Source organism: Janthinobacterium sp. PSPC3-1, assembly GCF_049896105.1.
Taxonomy (GTDB): Bacteria; Pseudomonadota; Gammaproteobacteria; order Burkholderiales; family Burkholderiaceae_D; genus Janthinobacterium.
Genome location: NZ_JAFCTQ010000057.1, coordinates 1 through 19,601, shown reverse-complemented (window position 1 = coordinate 19,601; position 19,601 = coordinate 1). Strand labels below are relative to the sequence as shown.

The 19,601-nt window shown below is 61.7% G+C and carries 14 protein-coding genes and 1 tRNA gene; 11 read left to right on the top strand and 4 right to left on the bottom strand.

Features of this window, described 5'->3' with window-relative positions; all coding sequences use genetic code 11:
- Positions 1-21 precede the first annotated feature (21 nt).
- The 7 genes from ACP7B7_RS29960 (at position 22) to ACP7B7_RS29930 (ending at position 8,158) form a co-directional block, all read left to right on the top strand.
- Positions 22-465 carry a response regulator gene (locus ACP7B7_RS29960; protein ID WP_308924274.1) on the top strand — a complete coding sequence of 148 codons (444 nt, stop codon included), beginning with the start codon at positions 22-24 and terminating at the stop codon, positions 463-465.
- A gap of 223 nt (positions 466-688) precedes the next feature.
- Complete coding sequence (trxA, locus tag ACP7B7_RS29955; protein WP_065309607.1) at positions 689-1,015, top strand: thioredoxin TrxA; 327 nt, start codon at positions 689-691, stop codon at positions 1,013-1,015.
- 155 nt (positions 1,016-1,170) lie between these two features.
- Positions 1,171-2,433 carry a transcription termination factor Rho gene (gene rho, locus ACP7B7_RS29950; protein ID WP_034746249.1) on the top strand — a complete coding sequence of 421 codons (1,263 nt, stop codon included), beginning with the start codon at positions 1,171-1,173 and terminating at the stop codon, positions 2,431-2,433.
- A gap of 236 nt (positions 2,434-2,669) precedes the next feature.
- Complete coding sequence (locus tag ACP7B7_RS29945) at positions 2,670-2,939, top strand: type B 50S ribosomal protein L31 (protein WP_308924273.1); 270 nt, start codon at positions 2,670-2,672, stop codon at positions 2,937-2,939.
- A gap of 155 nt (positions 2,940-3,094) precedes the next feature.
- Positions 3,095-4,819, top strand: a complete 1,725-nt coding sequence (locus ACP7B7_RS29940; RefSeq protein WP_426079109.1) for an ArnT family glycosyltransferase — start codon at positions 3,095-3,097, stop codon at positions 4,817-4,819.
- Positions 4,820-4,957: 138 nt separating this feature from the next.
- The gene (locus tag ACP7B7_RS29935; RefSeq protein ID WP_426079108.1) at positions 4,958-5,956 is read left to right on the top strand and encodes a collagen-binding domain-containing protein; all 999 of its coding nucleotides are present in this window, start codon (positions 4,958-4,960) and stop codon (positions 5,954-5,956) included.
- Between the two features lie 279 nt (positions 5,957-6,235).
- Entirely contained in the window at positions 6,236-8,158 is a 1,923-nt protein-coding gene (locus ACP7B7_RS29930; protein WP_426079107.1) for an AAA family ATPase, read from the top strand.
- 3 nt (positions 8,159-8,161) lie between these two features.
- Here ACP7B7_RS29930 and ACP7B7_RS29925 read toward each other — a convergent pair whose 3' ends face one another.
- Both ACP7B7_RS29925 and ACP7B7_RS29920 read right to left on the bottom strand, forming a co-directional pair.
- Positions 8,162-8,635, bottom strand: a complete 474-nt coding sequence (locus tag ACP7B7_RS29925; RefSeq protein WP_426079106.1) for a type II secretion system protein — start codon at positions 8,633-8,635, stop codon at positions 8,162-8,164.
- Positions 8,636-8,804: 169 nt separating this feature from the next.
- Positions 8,805-10,487: an AMP-binding protein gene (locus ACP7B7_RS29920; RefSeq protein ID WP_426079105.1), complete on the bottom strand. Its 1,683-nt coding sequence runs from the start codon at positions 10,485-10,487 to the stop codon at positions 8,805-8,807.
- 213 nt (positions 10,488-10,700) lie between these two features.
- Here ACP7B7_RS29920 and ACP7B7_RS29915 point away from each other — a divergent pair, with 213 nt between their 5' ends.
- Positions 10,701-12,305 (top strand): response regulator, encoded by a 1,605-nt coding sequence (locus ACP7B7_RS29915; protein WP_426079104.1) that lies wholly within the window; start codon positions 10,701-10,703, stop codon positions 12,303-12,305.
- Between the two features lie 11 nt (positions 12,306-12,316).
- On the opposite strand, the gene ACP7B7_RS29910 is transcribed toward ACP7B7_RS29915, so the two are convergent.
- Together ACP7B7_RS29910 and ACP7B7_RS29905 are read right to left on the bottom strand one after the other, a co-directional pair.
- Complete coding sequence (locus tag ACP7B7_RS29910; protein WP_308924266.1) at positions 12,317-12,772, bottom strand: response regulator; 456 nt, start codon at positions 12,770-12,772, stop codon at positions 12,317-12,319.
- A gap of 9 nt (positions 12,773-12,781) precedes the next feature.
- Positions 12,782-15,025 carry an ATP-binding protein gene (locus tag ACP7B7_RS29905; RefSeq protein WP_426079103.1) on the bottom strand — a complete coding sequence of 748 codons (2,244 nt, stop codon included), beginning with the start codon at positions 15,023-15,025 and terminating at the stop codon, positions 12,782-12,784.
- Positions 15,026-15,200: 175 nt separating this feature from the next.
- Here ACP7B7_RS29905 and ACP7B7_RS29900 point away from each other — a divergent pair, with 175 nt between their 5' ends.
- The 3 genes from ACP7B7_RS29900 (at position 15,201) to ACP7B7_RS29890 (ending at position 19,376) form a co-directional block, all read left to right on the top strand.
- Positions 15,201-17,549, top strand: a complete 2,349-nt coding sequence (locus ACP7B7_RS29900) for a DNA polymerase II (protein ID WP_426079102.1) — start codon at positions 15,201-15,203, stop codon at positions 17,547-17,549.
- Positions 17,550-17,817: 268 nt separating this feature from the next.
- The gene (locus ACP7B7_RS29895) at positions 17,818-19,140 is read left to right on the top strand and encodes an enoyl ACP reductase FabMG family protein (protein ID WP_426079101.1); all 1,323 of its coding nucleotides are present in this window, start codon (positions 17,818-17,820) and stop codon (positions 19,138-19,140) included.
- Between the two features lie 149 nt (positions 19,141-19,289).
- Positions 19,290-19,376, top strand: a tRNA-Leu gene (locus ACP7B7_RS29890).
- The last annotated feature ends 225 nt before the right edge of the window (positions 19,377-19,601 follow it).

Here is a 19,601-nt window from a genome sequence, read left to right as displayed (position 1 = left end):
CCTTCAAGGAAAGGCACTGCGATGACTCATGCCACTGATGTGCCCAATCCCGGCCTGGCGCCGCTGCGCGTGCTGCTGCTCGACGACGACGTCTTCATGCTCGACGTGCTGGCCGACATGCTGGGCCAGCTGGGCCAGTTCGACATCCGCAGCGAGACCGGCAGCATGGCCGCGCTGGGCGCCCTGCGCCAGCAGCAGCCAGATTTGCTGATCTGCGACCTGTCGATGCCCGACATGGATGGCATCGAATTTTTGCGCATGGCGGCCGAAATCGGCTTTCGCGGCGGCGTGGTGCTGCTGTCGGGTCTGCATTCGGCCATCCGCCAGGCCGCCGAACGGCTGGCGCTGGCCAACGGCCTGCGTATTCTGGGCGCCTTTCCCAAACCCTTGAGCAGCGCCGACCTGCAGCACATGATCGCGCTGCAGCGGCAGGTGAGTGCGGGAATTCGGTCCATGCCAGGCTAAAAGGCCAGGCGCGCCAAGTTTTTCCGCAATAATCGCCACGCTTTGAAAAAATGGGTTATTATTTCAGCCATCCCCGCCTGCATACCCCTGGTCGCACCTTCCAAGAACATTGAATTTGTGCCCATCGCCCCCACCTGCCAGATGTACTTCAGGAAGCGTGGATGGCGAACCAGCGTATGGTTAATTCCAGGCATTATTGATCCCACCCTCATTTGAGGAAAATATGAGCGAAAATATCAAACACATTAGCGATGCTTCTTTTGAAGCAGACGTCCTGAAATCCGAATTGCCGGTCCTGGTTGATTTCTGGGCCGAGTGGTGCGGTCCATGCAAGGCCATCGCGCCGATCCTGGAAGAAGTGGCCAAGGAATATGCCGGCCGCATCCAGATCGCCAAGATGGACGTCGATTCGAACCAGGCAGTGCCTGCCAAGTTCGGCATCCGCGGCATCCCGACCCTGATCCTGTTCAAGAACGGTGAAGCAGCGGCGCAAAAAGTCGGCGCCATGGCCAAGGGCCAGCTGACCGCTTTCGTCGACAGCAATATTTAATGTATGATAGGCAGCGCTGCGCCCGCAGCGCTGCCTGACTGGATAGACCGGGAAGCGGCTTGAAGCACCATACGCTGTCCCTTCCCTGATAATTAATCAACGCCACGCAGTCCCCTCCCCTACCTTTACCTCCCGTCTCGGGACACTCAACATATATGCATTTATCCGAACTAAAGGCCCTACACGTATCCGCCCTGCTTGAGATGGCGATCGGTCTTGACATTGACAACGCGGCCCGCTTGCGCAAACAGGAGCTGATGTTTGCGATCCTGAAAAAACGCGCGAAATCGGGCGAACAGATTTTTGGCGACGGCGCCCTGGAAGTGCTGCCTGACGGCTTCGGCTTCCTGCGCTCGCCTGACGCCAGCTACATGGCGTCCACCGACGACATTTACATCTCCCCTTCGCAAATCCGCCGCTTCAATCTGCACACCGGCGATTCGATCGAGGGCGAGGTAAGGACCCCGAAAGATGGCGAACGCTATTTCGCATTGGTCAAAGTCGACAAGGTCAACGGCGAATCGCCGGAGATGTCGAAACACCGCATTTTGTTTGAAAACCTGACGCCGCTGCACCCGAACGAGCCGCTGCGCCTGGAACGTGAAATGAATGGCCAGGAAAACATCACCGGCCGCATCATCGACCTGATCGCCCCGATCGGCAAAGGCCAGCGCGGCCTGCTGGTGGCGTCGCCGAAGTCCGGCAAATCCGTGATCCTGCAGCACATCGCGCATGCGATCACGGCGAACCACCCCGACATCACCCTGATCGTGCTGCTGATCGACGAACGGCCGGAAGAAGTGACCGAGATGCAGCGCTCCGTGCGCGGCGAAGTGGTCGCCTCGACCTTCGACGAGCCGGCCACGCGCCACGTGCAAGTGGCTGAAATGGTGCTGGAAAAAGCCAAGCGCCTGGTCGAAATGAAAAAAGACGTGGTGATCCTGCTCGACTCGATCACCCGCCTGGCGCGCGCCTACAACACCGTGATCCCTGCCTCGGGCAAGGTCCTGACCGGTGGTGTCGATGCGAACGCGCTGCAACGTCCGAAACGCTTCTTCGGCGCCGCGCGCAATATCGAAGAAGGCGGCTCGCTGACCATCATCGCCACCGCCCTGATCGAAACCGGTTCGCGCATGGATGACGTGATCTTTGAGGAATTCAAGGGTACCGGCAACATGGAAGTCCACCTGGAACGCCGCCTGGCCGAAAAACGCGTCTACCCGGCCATCAACCTGAACAAATCGGGTACGCGCCGCGAAGAATTGCTGATCAAACCGAACGAACTGCAGAAAATCTGGATCCTGCGCAAGTTGCTGTACTCGATGGACGAGATCGAAGCGATGGAGTTCATTCTGGACAAGATGAAAGCGACCAAGAACAACGCCGAATTCTTCGACATGATGCGCCGGGGCGGGTAAATTCGCCCACGTGGAGCGTAGGTCGGATTAGGCCGCAGGCCGTAATCCGACAACACCACCGCCCCACGCAATCCTGCCAAGCCGCTCACCGAGCGGCTTTTTTATTGCCGCCAGCCTTAAACCGCTATATAATCTGCGGTTGCATTTATTTAAACCCTGGCAAGTGATCGGCAATCGGGTCAAGAAGCAAGACGACCGACGAAGTGCTGTTTGGCTACCAACCTAGAGAGAAGACCATGAAAGTCGATACCCATCCAGATTACCGCGAAGTTGTTTTCCACGACCTGTCGTGCGATTTCAAATTCGTTACCCGTTCGACCATCCAGACCCGCGAAAAAATCACCCACGACGGTAAAGAATACCCGCTGGTGAAAATCGAGGTGTCGGCTGAATCGCACCCATTCTTCACGGGCAAGCACAAAATCGTCGACACGGCTGGCCGCGTCGAGAAGTTCCGTCAGAAATTCGGTACCGTCGGTTCGAAAACCGCGATCGCAGCAGGCTGATTTTTGCCGCTTGCGGCAAAAACAGGCAGCTTCGGCTGTCAACAAAAAGGCAGCCACGGCTGCCTTTTTTGCCTTTTGCCTCTTTACTTTATACTGCCGCATAGCCCGACGCGTCCGCATGCGTCCCAGATTCCTTTTTACTGATACCACCATCGATGAAGCCAGTCCGCCTTCCCGCCGCTGCCACACTCGCGCTGCCACGATGGGCCTTGTTTGCGCTTGGCCTGCTGTACATCCTGCCTGGCCTGATCGGCCGCGAACCGTGGAAGAACGATGACGCCGCCAGTTTCGGCATCATGTGGACCATGGCGCACGGCGGCCTTGCCGACTGGCTGTGGCCGAATGTCGCCGGCATGTCGATGCCCGACGAAGGCCCGCTGGCGTTCTGGCTGGGCGCCATCTTCATCAAGCTGTTCGGCTGGATCGGCGACGAAGTGTTTGCCGCGCGCATGTCGACCATCGGCATCTTCGTCATCAGCGCCCTGTCGGTCTGGTACACCGCGTTCAACCTGGGCCGCCGCGGCGACGCCCAGCCGCTGCGCCTGGCCTTTGGCGGCCAGCCCGAGCCGGACGACTTCGGCCGCACCCTGGCCGACGCCGCCGTCCTGATCTACCTGGGCTGCCTGGGCCTGCTGCAACACAGCCACGACATCACGGCCGAAGCGCTGTATGTATCGCTGATGGCCTATATGCTGTACCGCGCCGTGCGCTATGTGGAACGCGCCTCGCTGCGCAATGCCATCCTGATGGGCCTGGCGCTGGGCGGCCTGACCCTGACCCGCGGCTGGGTCGCGCCGGCGGCGCTGACCCTGTCCTTGCTGCTGTGCGCGGTATTCCTGCGCCTGCCGCTGCGGCGCACCCTGGGCCACCTGGCGCTGGCGGTAGTGGTCGGTGCCCTGCTGACCCTGGTCTGGCTGCTGCCGGGCGAACTGCTGCAACCGTACGGCCATGCGCCGCTGCAGGCATGGATGGACTGGAATTGCCGCCAGTTCAGCATGCCGGACCGCCAGAGCGTGGTGTATTTCTTCCGCGTCGGCATCTGGTTCTTCTGGCCCGCCTGGCCGTTCGCCGCCTGGGCCGTGTACGCCTGGCGGCGCCAGCACCATGTGCTGCACATCGTGGTGCCGCTGACCTTTGTCGCCATGCTGGCCCTGCTGGCCATGTTCCACCCCGATCCGGACCCGGCGCAACTGTTGCCGCTGCTGCCGCCGCTGGCCGTGATGGCCGCGTTTGGCCTCTTGACCATGAAGCGCGGTGCCATCAACGCCATCGACTGGTTCTCGGTGATGGTGCTGACCATCTGCGCCTTCGTGCTGTGGCTGTTCTGGTTTGCCGCCCTGACGGGATGGCCGCCGAAGCTGGCCCACAACGCCCTGAAGCTGTTGCCAGGATTCAAGCCTGAACTGGGCCTGGCCGCCTTTTTTGTCGCCGCCTGCGCCACCGCCGGCTGGGTGGCGCTGGTGCACTGGCGCATCTCGCGCCAGCCGGCCGTGCTGTGGCGCGCCGTGGTGCTGTCGTCCGGCGGCCTGATCCTGATCTGGGTGCTGATCATGACCTTGTTCCTGCCTGAATTGAACTACAGCAAGAGCTACGCCAGCGTGGCGCACCAGATTTCCGTCAACCTGCCGCAAGGCAATGCCTGCATCAATACCAATGTAGGGGCGGCCCAGCGCGCCTCGTTCGCCTACTATGGCCGCCTGCCCTTCGCCGGCGTCGACAACCAGCGCTGCGACCTGTTGCTGCTGCAGGACAGCAGCCGCAAACGCGATGGCAGGGATCAGTTGCAGGAACAGCATGGCACTGACTGGATCAAGCTGTGGGAAGGCCGCCGCGCCACCGACGACGTCGAACGCTTCCGCCTGTACCAGCGCGTGAAATAAGCCAGCGCACTGAAAAAAAACCGGGCTCCTCTGCCCGGTTTTTTTTGCCAAAAAATTATTATATTTATTGAATTAGAATTGCTTTTTACATATAATCCATTCCAGCCAGAACGCCCATACCTCACCATGAGACCCGCCATGACCCCATCTTCGATTCCTGTCCTGCCGCTGTTCGGCGCCGCCCTGCTGGCCCTGTCCCTGAGCGCCCCGGCGCAAGCGCAAACGACGGTGATCGACCTGGGCGCGGCCAGCGGCTATTCGGCGCTGATTTTCGGCAATGTCGGCAGCAGCACGGCCACCGGTTTCCATGATGTCGAAGGACGCCTGGCCGCTGGCGGCAATGTTTACCTGAGCGGCTTTTCGGTGGGCCAGAAAAGCACGGCCGGCGCCAGCGCGCCGAGCATTGTTGCAGGCGGCAACCTGGCGATCGGCACCGGCGCCATCTACAATGGCGGCGCGCTGGGCAAGGCCGTGTATGGCGTCAGCAATCCGGCTGCCACCATCTCGACCAATCAATGGTTCGAAGCGGGCACCTTCAGCAAGGGCAGCGCCGCGACCCTGGATTTCGCGGCCGCCAAACAACAGCTGACCACCCTGTCGAACGAAGTGGCCAAGCTGGCGCCGACCGGCACCGTGATCATGCAAAACAGCGGCTATACCCTGGTCGGCGATATCAACGCCGACGTCAATATTTTCAATATCGACAGCAACTCGCTGAAGAATTTGACGCTGGACCTGTCGTCGATCAAGAGCACGGCCCACATCATCATCAACGACAGCGCCAGCAGCATCAACCTGTCGGGCGGCTACAGCAGCTTCAGCAGCTTTGCCGACCGTACCCTGTTCAATTTCTCGAACGCCACCAGCACCAGCCTGACCACCTACACCTGGGGCAGCATCCTGGCGCCGAACAGCGATTTTTCCGGTACCGGCCACCTGGAAGGCACCCTGATCGCCAGTTCCGTCAGCGCGCAAACGCCGTGGAATTCGCAGGTTGAAATCGGCGCCACCGGCTTCAGCGCGGTGACGGTCTCGGCCGTACCGGAACCCGGCACCTACGCCATGCTGCTGGCCGGCCTGGGCGTGCTGGCCTGGATGCGCCGCCGCACGCCGGCCCGCGCGCCCGCCATGGCCTGAGTCCTCGGCAGGCAGAGACAGCACCGGCACGCGCAGGCGCCCGGTGTTTTTTACTTTTAAGCTATTGATAATCGGACATTGGCACATCGCCAAGCTGTTGTTTCGGCTGCCTTTTTTTGTGGCAGCCACGTCACAAAGCCGGTGGACGGCGCTATAGTTTGCACTAGTATGTTGCCTCGCAGCATGTCGAATCGACATGCTGCCGCGACCTGCGCCACATCCAGACTATCGTCCGCCGCTGCCCTGCCCCGCAAGCCCGGCTTACCATCCGAGTCCTTCATGCCCTTTCTGTACCAACTCCGGCTTGCGCTCCGGAATACCTATGTCCGCCTGGCCCTGGCAAGCTGCCTGGTGGCCGGCGTGGCCGCCGCGCTGTACTTTTCCAATGTCGTCGCGCAGGACGCCAGTCCCTTGCTGCGCTCGCAAAATATCGGCGAGATCACGGCCCTGCCGGCCCAGCGCGCGCGCCTCGAGTATCTGCTGTTGGCCAAGCCCTTGTCGGAAACGCCGCGCTATGTATTCAAGTTCAAGGATGCGCCGGCCATCCACGTGGTGAAAGTGCCGGCCACCTCGCACCTGAGCCTGGAACGCGAAGTATTGCTGCGCAACGGCCTGCCCTACGCGATCGCCACCGACGCCTACCTGGCATCGCACAAGGCGGTGCTGCAGGACGGCGACAACGGCCCACTGGATGAGGCTGGCGCTTTTGTCCAGCGTCATGCGGTCGATATTTTTCTCGTGATTCTGCTGCTGTGCGTGCTCAAATTCGGCATTCCCGGCATGGGCGTCAGCGCCAAAGTCATCGCGCCGGGCAAGCTGAAGGGCAGCCTGGACGACCTGATCGGCATGGACGACATCAAGCAGGAAGTGCTGCACCTGGAAGACATGATACGCAACCGCAGCGTGTACAAATCGCACAATATCGACAAACCCTTCAATGTCATGCTGACGGGCCCGGCCGGCACCGGCAAGACCAAGCTGGCCGGCTACCTGGCCAAGCGGCTCGATATTCCCTTGATCCAGGCCTCGGGTTCGGCGCTGGAGTCCGGCTATGTGGGCGGCGGCGCCAAGGCCTTGAATGCCTTGTACCGCAAGGCTTGCGCGCGCGGCAGCTGCATTATTTTCCTCGACGAAGCCCAATCGCTGTTCATGCCGCGCGGACGCGGCGAGCGCAAATGGGAAGACGATACGGCCAACACCTTGCTGGGGCTGCTGGACGGCGTGAAAAGCAGCGAAGGCGCGGGCGTGATCTGGATCGTCGCCTCCAACTTCGACGATGCATCGAGCCAGATGGATGAGGCCATGCTGCGCCGCTTCCCCGTGAAAATCAATTTCCGCCTGCCCAACAAGGCCGAACGCGGTGCCTTGTTAAGCCATTTCCTGTCACAAAAGGCCGAGGGCTGCGTCGACTGGCCACGGCTGGACCTGGCGCAAGTAGCCGAAGTGACGGCCAACCTCAGCCCGGCCCTGCTGGAAACCGTGGTCGAGCGGGCCAGCATGCTGGCGATCCAGGAAAAAGTGCTGATCGATACCGATTTGCTGTTCCGCGCGTTCGAGCGGGCCACCATCGGCCTGGCCGACCGCGCCGCCACGGCCGAAAAACATTTGCAGCGCGAACGCATCGCCCTGCACGAACTGGGCCACTTCTTCATGCAGATCGACCCGTACCTGCGCGCCGGCATGCCGTTGATGGAGGTCAAGCAGAAGTCGCACTTGCTGAAAATCAGTACCGAAGCCGTCTCGAAGATCGGCGCGCTCGGCTATGTGCTGTCATCGGGAGACGATTTGTCGCTGCGCACGCTGGAAGAACTGGAACGCGACGTGATCGGCCTGTATGGCGGCGTGGCGGCCGAGGAACTGTTCTATGGCGCGCGCGGCATCTCGGTGGGCAGCCAGAACGATATCGAAAAAGCCACCACCCTGCTCGACACCATGGTCAACAAACTGTCGATGTATTCGCGCTCCAAGCTCGATTACCGCCAGCTGAAACACGAACACGGCGACGAGCGCACGCTGGCCCTGGTGGAAGCCAAGGCGGACGAACTGTACAGCTACACCCTGCACGCGATCGCCGACTACCGCGCCGCCATCGAAGCGATCAAGGTGGTGCTGCTGGAACGCTATGTGCTGTCCAAGGATGCCGTGTTCGAGTTGCTGGAAGAGCATTTGCGGCAGTCATTGCCACAGTTACACGCGGCATAAGTGTCAGCAACCGCTGTCGACCACCTTGACCGCGGAAGGCGTCAACACGTTATTGTCAACCACGGCTTCGGAATAGGTTGCCTTGCAGTCGGCCGGCGTACGCGCACCCTTGGAGCGAATGATCAGGTCGCGGCCGTTGACAATGATGGTCCAGTCATCGGCGGACAGGCCGGCCGCCGCCGCGGTGGTGGCGGCGGACGAGGGATAGCCGTTGACCATGGCCACGGCGACCCCTTCCATGTCGATGGTCCTGGTGCTTGAACCGGTGATCAGCCACTTTCCATGCGTCATGACATTGACGCTGGCCAGCGCACCGCTCGCCGCCCTGATGGTGGCCCTGCGCGCATCGCTGCCCAGGTCGGCGAACTTCGGCAACGCCGTTGCCGCCAGGATGCCCAGGATAACGATCACGGAAATCAGCTCTATCAGCGTGAAGCCGCCCTGGGCAGACGTGAAACGGCGTTGCGATCTATTCATATCGGTTTTTCGACAATAGCAATGGCTGATGCCTGATGGCTGCTTGGGCACGCACCATGTTAGCATTAAGTAATTTAGTTATTCTACTGTATAAAAATATTACATGTACGCAATTTTTTTCTCGTGCATGCGTGTGCAGCCGGTATTGCCACAATAACAAATACCGCCATCAATCCGCCCCCAGGCCCAAGTCCGTCGCCACCTGCTTGCGCAACAGATACTTCTGGATCTTGCCGGTCACCGTCATCGGGAATTCCTCGACAAAGCGCACATAGCGGGGAATCTTGTAATAGGCGATCTGGCCGTCGCAAAAGGCGCGGATGTCCTCGGCGGTGGTGGCTTGGGTGCCGGGGCGCAAGATAATGCAGGCGCACAGTTCCTCGCCATATTTGGCGTCGGGCACGCCCACGCATTGCACGTCGAGCACGCTGGGGTGGCGGTATAAAAACTCTTCCACTTCGCGCGGGTAGATGTTTTCACCGCCGCGTATCACCATGTCCTTCGAGCGGCCGACGATGCTGCAAAAGCCGTTGGCGTCGATTACGGCCAGGTCGCCCGTGTGCATCCAGCGCGCCGCGTCGATCGCCTCGGCGGTTTTTTCAGGGTCACCCCAGTAGCCCTGCATGACCGAATAGCCGCGCGTCAGCAATTCTCCCTTTTCGCCGCGCGGCACGATGCGCCCTTCGCCATCGATGATCTTTACCTCCAGATGCGGGTGCACGCGGCCGATCGACGATACGCGCATCTCGCGCGGGTCTTCGATCGCGGTCTGGAAACTGACGGGCGAGGTTTCCGTCATGCCATAGGCGATCGTGATTTCATCCATGTGCATCAGTTCGATCACCCGCGTCATGACTTCCATCGGGCACGGCGAGCCGGCCATGATGCCGGTGCGCAGCTGCGACAAATCGTATTGCTGGAAGTCGGGGTGGTCGAGCATGGCGATGAACATGGTCGGCACGCCATGCAGCCCCGTGCAGCGCTCGGCCTGCACCGTTTCCAGCACGGCTTTCGGATCGAAGCCTTCGCCGGGAAACACCATCGCCGCGCCATGCGTGACACAGGCCAGGTTGCCCAGCACCATGCCGAAGCAATGGTATAGCGGCACCGGAATGCACAGGCGATCCTGCTCGGTGAGGCGCATGGCCTCGCCGATAAAAAAGCCGTTATTGAGAATGTTGTGGTGGGTCAGGGTGGCGCCTTTCGGCGCGCCAGTGGTGCCGGAAGTAAATTGGATATTCACCGCGTCATCGAACTGCAGGGTAGCGCTGACCGCTTCCAGATGGGCCAGGTCGGCTTCGGTGATGCCGTCCATCAGCCGATCGAAATTGTGCATGCCCGGCGTGGCGTCCTGGCCCAGGCGGATCACATGGCGCAGCTGCGGCAGGCGCGTTGAACGCAACTGGCCTGCGCGGCTGGTGGCGATGTCCGGCACCACGTCCTGCACGATGGCCAGATAGTCGCTGGTCTTGAAGCTGGGCGACAGGATCAGCGCGCTGCAGCTCACCTTGTCGAGCACGTATTCGAGCTCCGAACGGCGGTAGGCGGGATTGATATTGACCATGATCAGACCCGCCTTGGCGGTGGCGAACTGGGTCAGCACCCATTCGGCGCAATTCTGCGACCAGATGCCGACCCGCTCGCCCGGCTGCAAACCCAGTTTCAGCAAGCCGGCCGCCAGGCGGTGCACGTGCTGCTGGAACTGGCAGTAGGTCCAGCGCACCTGTTGGTGCGCGACGATCAGGGCATCGTGCTGCGGATAGCGTGCCGCGATGGCGTCCAGGTAAGCGCCGATGGTGTCGCCGATCAACGGTGTCTCGTGGGCACCGTGCACATAACTCATGTCTTGCATACCGTCTCCAGGGTAAGGGGCGCTTTTGCGCTCTGATAATGACAAAAACAAGAAAAATTATAGCCCCAACCATCCCCGGCATGCGGCACGCCGGTCAATTGCCTGAAAACCGCCGCACGGCAGCATTGCTTGCCTATGCAACTAATCAAGCTCATGTAAAATATTTGCATGCCGGCTCTGGAAGCTGGATAGTGACTTCCACCTGGCTTGCTTATGACTCAAGAATCTCCACGCATTTCCGTACTGCTGATAGACGACGAAGCCATCGCGCTCGATCTGATCGCCCATGGCCTGGAGCGCGAGCCCGACGTCACCCTGCGCTACGATGCGCGTTCGGAAATGGCGGTGGCCCTGGCGCGCGAAACGGCCGCCACCACCGTGCTGGTCGACCTGCGCATGCCGGGCGCCGACGGTTTTGACGTGATCCGCATGCTGCGCGGCGACCCGGCCACCGAGCATATCCCGGTGGTGCTGCTGTCGTCCGAGGACGACCCATCAATCAAGGTCAAGGCCTTTGCCACCGGCGCCAATGATTACCTGGTGAAATGGCCGGACCCGCGCGAACTGCTGGCCAGGGTACGCTATCACAGCGGTGCGTATATCGCCCGCCAGCAGCGCGACGCCGCCTTTGTCTCCTTGCGCCTGAGCCAGGAAGAACTGGCCGTCAGCCAGTCGGCCCTGCACCAGGCACAAAAAATGGAAGCCATCGGCCAGCTGACGGGCGGCGTGGCCCACGATTTCAACAATGTGCTGCAGATTATTGGCGGCAACTTGCAACTGATCAAGCTGCTGGGCGGCGTCAGCGACAAGGCCAGCAGCCGCATCGAGGTGGCGCTGGCCGGCGTGGAGCGGGGCGCCAAGCTGTCGGCCCATCTGCTGGCCTTCGCGCGGCGCCAGCCGCTGCAGGCGCAGCTGATCAATCCGGGCCAGGTGCTGCGCGACATGGGCGACATGATACGGCGCCTGCTCGACCCGCGCGCCACCATCGAGACCGATATCGAAGACGGCCTGTGGAGCACCATGGTCGACGCCAACCAGCTCAACAACGTGCTGCTGAACCTGGCCATCAATGCGCGCGACGCGATGGCGGCCGGCGGTACCCTGACCATGCGCGCACGCAATATGAACGCCGGTTCGATGCAGCTGTCGGAAGTGGGCAATGACGACTATGTGATGCTGGAAATTGCCGACACCGGAATCGGCATGGACCAGGCCGTGCTGCAGCGCGCCTTCGAGCCGTTCTTCACCACCAAGCCGACCGGCCAGGGCACCGGCCTGGGCCTGAGCATGGCGTATGGCTTCGTCAAGCAATCGGGTGGCGAGATCATCCTCAAGAGCGAACCGGGGGTGGGCACCAGCGTGAAGATCTTCTTGCTGCGCAATGAGCAGGAAGCGCTGGTGGTCGAGGAAGCGCCCATGGCGCCGCTCAGCCGCGGCATGGAAACCATTCTGGTGGTGGAAGACGAGGAAGAAGTGCGCCGCTCCACCGTCGAATTGCTGTCGGCGCTGGGCTACCGCGTGCTGCAGGCGGCGCATGCCGGCGCGGCGCTGAACCTGGTGCGCTCGGGCGTGCCGATTGACCTGGTATTTACGGATGTGATCATGCCCGGCGAAATCAGCAGCCTGCAGCTGAGCGAGGCGGTGCGCGAGCACTTGCCCGACACGCAGATCCTGTTTACATCAGGTTACGCGGAAGGCGTGCTGGCCCATGAAGGCCGGCTCGATCCCGGCGTCAACCTGCTGCAAAAACCGTACACGCCCGACGTGCTGAGCAGCCGCATCCGGCAGTTGCTGCAGCGGCGCAAGGGCGCTGCCTGAATAGCTGACCATTACTGCGGTTTGATATAGCGGTGCGAGCCTGGCGGCGGTTCATTCAGCACGGCCCAGAAGATGCCCAGATCGGCGATCGCGCGCACGAATTCCTCGAAATCGACGGGCTTGACGACATACGCGTTCACGCCCAACTCGTAGCTGCGCAACAGATCCTGTTCTTCCTTGGACGAGGTCAGCATCACCACCGGAATGCTGCGCAGCGCCTGCGTGCTGCGGATTTCCGCCAGCACTTCCAGGCCATCGACTTTCGGCAATTTCAAATCGAGCAGCACCACCGCCGGGTTGCCCGCTTCACGCGTGGCATATTGTTCTCGGCACAGCAGGTAATCGAGCGCTTCGGCACCGTCGCGGGCGATGATGACCTCATTGGCCAGCTGGCTCTTGGCCAGGGCGATCAGGGTCAGTTCCAGGTCGTGCGGGTTATCTTCGACCAATAATATGGGTTTTAACATAGGCTAGCCTTACGTATCGATGTCTTTGGGAATGCTGAATGAGAAAGTGGCGCCGGCGCCCTGGGTGGACTGGGCCCAGACCCGGCCGCCATGGCGCTCGACAATGCGGCGCACATTGGCCAGGCCGATGCCGGTGCCGGGAAAATCTTCCATCCGGTGCAGGCGCTGGAACACGCCGAACAGTTTGTGCACATAGTCCATATTGAAGCCGGCGCCGTTGTCGCTCACCTGGAATACCACTTCCTGCGCGGTCTCGGTGGCGGTCACGGCGATATGCGCGACCTCCTTGTGACTGGTAAATTTCACGGCGTTCGACAGCAGGTTGTACAGCGCCAGCTGCACGAAAGTCGGATCGGCGCGCACCACAGGCAAGGTACCGATCTCCCACTCCACCCGCCGCTCGCGGATATCGAGCCCCAGCTTCTGGATGCAGCCACGCACCAGGTCGGTCATGTTCACCAGGCTGGGGTGCAAGGCGGCGCGGCCCATCTGTGAAAAGCTCAGCAAATCATCCACCAGCTTGCCGGCCAGGCGCGCCGAATCCTTGATGTTCTTCAGGAAGCGGCGGCGCTTGTCCAGGTCTTCCGCGCCCGCCGTTTCCATCAGCAGGTCGGCAAAGCCGGCGATATGGCGCAGCGGCGCGCGCAGGTCGTGCGAGACCGAATACGAAAACGCTTCGAGTTCCTTGTTGATGCGGCCCAGCTCTTCGGCCAGCTCGGCCATCTGCTCGGCCCGTTCCAGCACGATGCCCAGCAAGGCGCCGCGAAACTCGACCGCCAGTTCAATCTCGCCGTCATGCCAGGGCGCGCTGATGCCGTGGATGGTTTCGCGCCAGCTGTCGAAACTGCTGCGCGGCGTCAGCTGGCCCGGCCCCGTCTTGCCTTGCGGCTGGCCGGCCCAGTCGACCGTCTGCACCACTTCCGGCCGGAACCACAGCAGATAATGCGGGTGGATGCGCGAGATCGACATCGACAGCAGGCCGCTGCCGTGGCGCGCATAGGCCTGCGCCGGCGGGTGGACGCTGCCCAGATGATCGGTATGGAACACCTCGCCATGGCCGTTCGCGCCCAGCCACTGCACCAGTTCGCCCACTTCCTGCTCGCCCGGTGCGTTGCCATACGTCATGATCCGGTCGCCGACCACGATGGCCGCGCCGCTGGCGCGGGCAAAGCGCAGCAGCTCGGGAAATACGCTGCACAGGCTGTCGGCAAAGTCGACGTTCTGCTGCGAAAGGCCGGCCAGCATGCTGACCATGGTGCGCCGCACTTCCAGGCGAAATTGCAATTCGCCGGCGTCGGTGCGCGACTCGATGCACAGCGCCAGAATCTGCCCCAGCTGTTCGCACACGGTGCGCTGCTCGAACGCCACAGGCAAGGGCGTCGCGTGATGGCAGGAAATCAGGCCCCACAACTGCCCCTTGACGATCAGCGACACCGACATCGACGCCAGGGTGCCCATGTTGCGCATGTACTGCAGATGAATCGGCGAGACGCTGCGCAAGGCCGCATACGACAAATCATTCGGCAGGCCGGTGACGGGATTCATGGCCGGCTCCAGGCGCGCCGGCGTGTAATGGGCGTCCTGGATCAGGCGTATGCGGTTGAGCATGTACAACTCGCGCGCCTGGCGCGGAATATCGGTGGCGGGAAAACGCAGCCCCAGGTAGGACTCATAACCCTCTTCGCGGCTTTCCGCCAGCACCTGGCCATGGCCGTCGCGGTCGAACTGGTACACCATCACGCGGCCAAAGCCCGTCACGTCGCGGATCTGCCGGGCGGCGAGCAGGCTCATCTCGACCACATCCTGCACGTCGTTGATTTTCAACAGGAAGTTCCCCACCTTCGGATACAGGTGGCGAAAATCGGGCGGCGTGGCGCGGCTGACGGCCTCGAATTCAAGCAGCAGCAGGCGGTCATGCACATGGCCCAGCACATCGAAGTAACCGGCCTCGGCCACGCGAATGGTGCCCATATGGGTCGGCTGAACGCCCAGGCTGCCGTGCGCCAGCTCGGCTTCCAGCTGCGCGCCGGCCTGCTCGCCCAGGATGGCCGGCAAGTCCTGTTTCAGCGCCGGGTCAAACGCCACGCCGGTGATCTGCGCCAGGTTGGCGGACGCCTGCAGCACATGCCGCGCGCCATCTTGCGGCAAGGCCAGCAGGAAACCGTGCGGCTGGATGCTGCCGGGAAAGCGGATCGGCTCCTGGTCGCAGGCGGTGAGATTGAGGGGAGGCGGGGCGGTAGCGGCTGGCATCATGGCGGGTATGTCGGCAACGCGGGCCGGTCAGGCGGTGAAAGTGGTGCTATTTTACTAGAGCCCAATAGCCGATGCCGCACGGCATGCGCCCTGGCGACATATTCAGCGGCGCGCATTTGCATTACCATGCAGCCCAGCGCGGCGGCGCATAGCGATTCTTATAGCAAGGTCAACGGTGCAATCTTTACAACAGGGCTTTATTTTGACCCGCCACTGGCGCGATACCCGCGACGGCACGCAGGTCGATTTCTGGCTGGCGACCGATGCCGGCCCGCGCCAGGTACGCCTGCCGCCGCAGACCTCGGTGGCATTCATTCCCGTCGAGCAAAAAGAACAGGCCGAACTGCTGCTGCGCGGCGAGCGCCATGCCGAGCTGCGGCCCCTGGCGCTATGCGATTTCCACCATCGCCCCGTGCTGGGGCTGTATTGCAAGCAATACCGGCAGTTGCTGAAGCTGGAGAAACACCTGCGCGCCCATGGCGTGGATGTGTATGAAGCCGATATCCGCCCGCCCGAGCGCTACCTGATGGAGCGCTTTATCACGGCGCCGGTCGCCTTTGACGGTGAAGCCGGCCAGGAGTTGCACCTGAAACCCGCGCCCGGCTACCGGCCCGGTTTGAAACTGGCCTCGCTCGATATCGAAACCACGGCCCATGGCGAGCTGTATTCGATCGCGATCGAAGGCTGCGGCCAGCGCCAGGTGTACATGCTGGGACCAAAGAATGGCGGCGACGAACCGCTCGACTTCGACCTGGAATACTGTACCAGCCGCGGCCAGCTGATCGAGCGCCTGAACAGCTGGATGGAACAGCACGATCCGGACGCCATCATCGGCTGGAACGTGGTGCAGTTCGACCTGCGCGTGCTGCGCGAGCAGGCCCAGCGGCATCGCGTGCCCCTGAAGCTGGGACGCGGCGGCGCCGAACTGGAGTGGCGCGAACATGGCGGCAAGCAGGAGCATTATTTCGCGGCGGCCGCCGGCCGATTGATCATCGACGGCATCGAGGCGCTGAAATCGGCGACCTGGAATTTTTCCTCGTTCAGCCTGGACAACGTGGCGCAAACCCTGCTGGGCGAGGGTAAATCGATCGACAACCCGTATCAGCGCATGGCCGAGATCGACCGCCGCTTTCGCGAAGACAAACCGGCCCTGGCGCGCTATAACTTGAAAGATTGCGAACTGGTCACGCGCATCTTTGCGAAGACCGAATTGCTGACCTTTTTGCTGGAACGGGCCAGCGTGACGGGGCTGGCGGCCGACCGCAGCGGCGGCTCGGTGGCCGCCTTCGAACATTTGTATTTGCCGCTGATGCACCGGCAAGGCTATGTGGCGCCCAACCTGGGCGACGTGCAGGGCGACAACAGTCCGGGCGGCTTCGTCATGGATTCGCGCTCGGGCCTGTACGATTCGGTGCTGGTGCTCGACTACAAAAGCCTGTATCCGTCGATTATCCGCACCTTCCTGATCGACCCGGTGGGGCTGGTGGTGGGCACGCGCAAGGACGAGATCAATCCCGTGCCCGGCTATCGCGGCGCGCTGTTCTCGCGCGAAAAGCATTGCCTGCCCACCATCGTGAAGCAGGTATGGCAAGGCCGCGAGGTCGCCAAGCGCGAGCGCAACGCGCCGCTGTCGCAGGCGCTGAAGATCATCATGAATGCCTTTTATGGCGTACTGGGTTCCAGCGGCTGCCGCTTTTTCGATCCGCGCCTGGCCTCGTCGATCACCTTGCGCGGCCACGACATCATGCACCGCACGCGCGAGCTGATCACCGAACAGGGCTACCAGGTGATCTATGGCGACACCGACTCCACCTTTGTCTGGCTCAATACCGCGCATGACGACGAGGCGGCCGGCACCATCGGCCGCGCGCTGGTGGCGCACGTCAACCAGTGGTGGACGCACTATCTGCGCGAGGAATTCGGCCTCGACAGCGCGCTGGAGCTGCAATTCGAGACCCATTACCGGCGTTTCCTGATGCCCACCATCCGCGGTTCGGAAGAAGGCAGCAAGAAGCGCTATGCCGGCCTGGTCGGCAAAGCCGACGGTAGCGAACAGATGGTCTACAAGGGCCTGGAAACGGTGCGCAGCGACTGGACCCCGCTGGCCCAGCAATTCCAGCAAGCCCTGTATTTGCGCATCTTCCAGCGCGCGCCCTACCAGGACTACGTGCGCGACTACGTGGAGCGTACCCTGGCCGGCGAATTCGACGCGCTGCTGGTCTACCGCAAGCGCCTGCGCCGGCCGCTGGACGAATACCTGCGCAACGTGCCGCCCCATGTGCGCGCCGCGCGCACGGCCGACGCCTACAACCTGGCACAGGGGCGCCCCTTGCAGTACCAGAACGGCGGCTGGATCAGCTATGTGATCACGGTGGCCGGCCCCGAACCGCTGGAGACGCAGCGCTCGTCCATCGACTACGAGCATTACCTGACGAAGCAGTTGCAGCCGGTGGCCGACGCCATCTTGCCCTTCCTCGGCGACGACTTTTCCAAGCTGATTTCACGCCAGCACGACCTGTTCTGAAGCGATTCTGCTTACCTGCGCCGTCAAGCTGAGGTAATATCGGCGCCTGCCTGGCCTCGGCCACAGGCATTCAGCCCTGCACAGGCGTAAAATACGCCATGGCGAAAGAATAAGAGCTGTACCAGTTACAAGAAGCTGCGCCCCAGTCGAGAATCATTCGCAACACCATATTCCGGACTGAAGTGGCGCATACTGCACCGATGTTGAACCAGCACGCAATGCGGCCTCGCTTGCCCCTTGCCTGTTATTTTTAGAATGAATTGACACCATGACCGAGATCACGTCCTTAAGAGACATTCCGCAAAAAAACATCTTCCGCAAAGGCGATACCTTTGTGCTGTTTGGCGAGCTGTTCGGCCGGGGCTATGTCAATGGCCTGCTGGACGAGGCGCGCAAGGCGGGCATGAACATCGTCGGCATGACGGTCGGCCGCCGCGATGAAAACCTGGCGCTGCGCCCATTGAACGCGGAAGAACTGGCCGAAGCCGAAGCCAACCTCGGTGGCCGCATCATCAACGTGCCGCTGATGGCCGGTTTCGACCTCGACGCACCGGAAGGCGAGCCGACCCCGACCGCGCTGCTGTCCGACCTGACGCTGAAAAGCTGGCAGGAAGACAAACTGGACTGGGAAAAAATCGAGCGTTCGCGCGAAGCTGGCACGGCCCGCTTCACGGCCTCGGTGGCAAAAGCCATGGCCGAGCTGGACAGCCTGATTCCTGACGGCAGCAATGTCTATTTCGCCCACACCATGGCCGGCGGCATTCCGAAGGTCAAGGTCTTCCTGGCGATCGCCAACCGCATCTACAAAGGCCGCGGCGAACGCTTCATGTCCTCGCGCGCCCTGCTCGACAGCGACCTGGGCAAGCTGATCCTGATGAACTTCGACGAAGTCACCGCCAACACCCTGCAGCACCTGATCGACGGCAGCGCCGCCATCCGCGCCCGCATCGAGCAGGCCGGCGGCCAGGTCCGCTACAGCGCCTACGGCTACCACGGCACCGAGATCCTGATCGACGGCAAGTACCAGTGGCAAACCTACAGCAACTACACCCAGGGCCTGGCCAAGATGCGCCTGGAAAACGTGGCCAAGGCGGCGTGGGACAACGGCATCAAGGCCACCGTCTTCAACTGCCCGGAAATCCGCACCAATTCGTCCGACATTTTCGTCGGCGTGGAACTGTCGCTGTTCCCCCTGCTTGACGCCCTGAAAAAAGAAGGCGGCGGCGCCTGGGCCGAACAGCAATGGGAAACCTGCCAGGCCCTGCTGGAAGACGGCACCTCGCTGCAAGACCTGCTCGACCGCATCGCCGCCTACAACGGCGACGCCACCAGCGTCCACTTCCGCAACTTCGCCGCCTGGCCGATGGACAACACGCCGGAACTGGCCGAAGTGATGATCGGCACCTCGGACGACATCACCAAGCTGCACAAGGACCGCAAGGAACTGATCACAGACCACCTGAGCTCGCTGGTACTGGAAGGCACCGGCCCGCTGATGTTCCACGCCATGTCGGACCCGCAAGCGCCCGTCGTCTGGCTCAACCACGACATCATCGCCCGCCAGCTGAGCTCGGTTCATAACCCTGCCTAAGCTGCTGTAGCGCCCACAACGCCGCCCCGGGCTTACGCCTGCGGCGGCGTTTTGCATGGCTGGCAGGATGTCGCGCAAACGGTATAAATGATAGATAAAGCAAAAAACTTGCCGGATCACGATAAATCAGTAATAATGCGTCTCGCGTTGCCGGGATGGCGGAATAGGTAGACGCACGGGACTCAAAATCCCGCGCTGGAAACAGCGTGCCGGTTCGATTCCGGCTCCCGGCACCAAGATTAAGTAGTACAACGTCTGACCAAACATCAAAACCCGCATGCTTACAAGCTTGGCGGGTTTTTTGTTGTCTGGCACTGTCTCAGCCAACCTCATCCGATCGCACGGATATACTGAACGTCGACCGATCCGCATCTGCATAACGCACTGCTGTGGTCTAATTTGCTCGGACACCTCGATAGGTGGAAAATACACCACCTGAGGAGTTGAACATGACAACAAGA